1 rRNA gene is annotated in these 1,826 nt (G+C 56.4%); it reads left to right on the forward strand.

Annotated elements, in window-relative coordinates:
- Positions 1–1,786: ribosomal RNA gene (locus ACZ462_RS31670) — 23S ribosomal RNA — on the forward strand; the annotation flags it as partial.
- Positions 1,787–1,826: the final 40 nt, after the last annotated feature.

Below are 1,826 nucleotides of genomic sequence, written 5' to 3' on the forward strand. Positions count from 1 at the left end.
GGAAGCGAGTTGTGGACGGTTCACGAGTGAGAATGCAGGCATGAGTAGCGATACACACGTGAGAAACGTGTGCGCCGATTGACTAAGGGTTCCTGGGTCAAGCTGATCTGCCCAGGGTAAGTCGGGACCTAAGGCGAGGCCGACAGGCGTAGTCGATGGACAACCGGTTGATATTCCGGTACCCGCTTTGAAACGCCCAATATCGAATCCATTAATGCTAAGGCCGTGAAGCCGTCCTGGATCCTTCGGGTGAAGGGAAGTGGTGGAGCCGCTGAACCGAGGTGGTAGTAGGTAAGCGATGGGGTGACGCAGGAAGGTAGTCCAGCCCGGGCGGTGGTTGTCCCGGGGTAAGGGTGTAGGCCGAGGGGTAGGCAAATCCGTCCCTCATACAAGGTTGAGACCTGATGCCGAGCCGATTGTGGCGAAGTGGATGATCCTATGCTGTCGAGAAAAGCCTCTAGCGAGTTTCATGGCGGCCCGTACCCTAAACCGACTCAGGTGGTCAGGTAGAGAATACCGAGGCGTTCGGGTGAACTATGGTTAAGGAACTCGGCAAAATGCCCCCGTAACTTCGGGAGAAGGGGGGCCATTCCTGGTGATGGGTCTTGCACCTTGAGCTGGGGGTGGCCGCAGAGACCAGCGAGAAGCGACTGTTTACTAAAAACACAGGTCCGTGCGAAGCCGTAAGGCGATGTATACGGACTGACGCCTGCCCGGTGCTGGAACGTTAAGGGGACCGGTTAGCTTGGATTCGTCCAGGCGAAGCTGAGAACTTAAGCGCCAGTAAACGGCGGTGGTAACTATAACCATCCTAAGGTAGCGAAATTCCTTGTCGGGTAAGTTCCGACCTGCACGAATGGCGTAACGACTTCTCGACTGTCTCAACCATAGGCCCGGTGAAATTGCACTACGAGTAAAGATGCTCGTTTCGCGCAGCAGGACGGAAAGACCCCGGGACCTTTACTACAGTTTGATATTGGTGTTCGGTTCGGCTTGTGTAGGATAGGTGGGAGACTTTGAAGCGGCCACGCCAGTGGTTGTGGAGTCGTCGTTGAAATACCACTCTGGTCGTGCTGGATGTCTAACCTCGGTCCGTGATCCGGATCAGGGACAGTGTCTGATGGGTAGTTTAACTGGGGCGGTTGCCTCCCAAAGGGTAACGGAGGCGCCCAAAGGTTCCCTCAGCCTGGTTGGCAATCAGGTGTTGAGTGTAAGTGCACAAGGGAGCTTGACTGTGAGACCGACGGGTCGAGCAGGGACGAAAGTCGGGACTAGTGATCCGGCGGTGGCTTGTGGAAGCGCCGTCGCTCAACGGATAAAAGGTACCCCGGGGATAACAGGCTGATCTTCCCCAAGAGTCCATATCGACGGGATGGTTTGGCACCTCGATGTCGGCTCGTCGCATCCTGGGGCTGGAGTCGGTCCCAAGGGTTGGGCTGTTCGCCCATTAAAGCGGTACGCGAGCTGGGTTTAGAACGTCGTGAGACAGTTCGGTCCCTATCCGCTGTGCGCGTAGGAATATTGAGAAGGGCTGTCCCTAGTACGAGAGGACCGGGACGGACGAACCTCTGGTGTGCCAGTTGTCCTGCCAAGGGCATGGCTGGTTGGCTACGTTCGGGAGGGATAACCGCTGAAAGCATCTAAGCGGGAAGCCTGCTTCAAGATGAGTATTCCCACCTCCTTGAGAGGGTAAGGCTCCCAGTAGACGACTGGGTTGATAGGCCAGATGTGGAAGCCCGGTAACGGGTGGAGCTGACTGGTACTAATAGGCCGAGGGCTTGTCCTCAGTTGCTCGCGTCCACTGTGTTAGTTCTGAAGCAACGAAC

Source organism: Streptomyces sp. NPDC031121 (genome assembly GCF_055570615.1).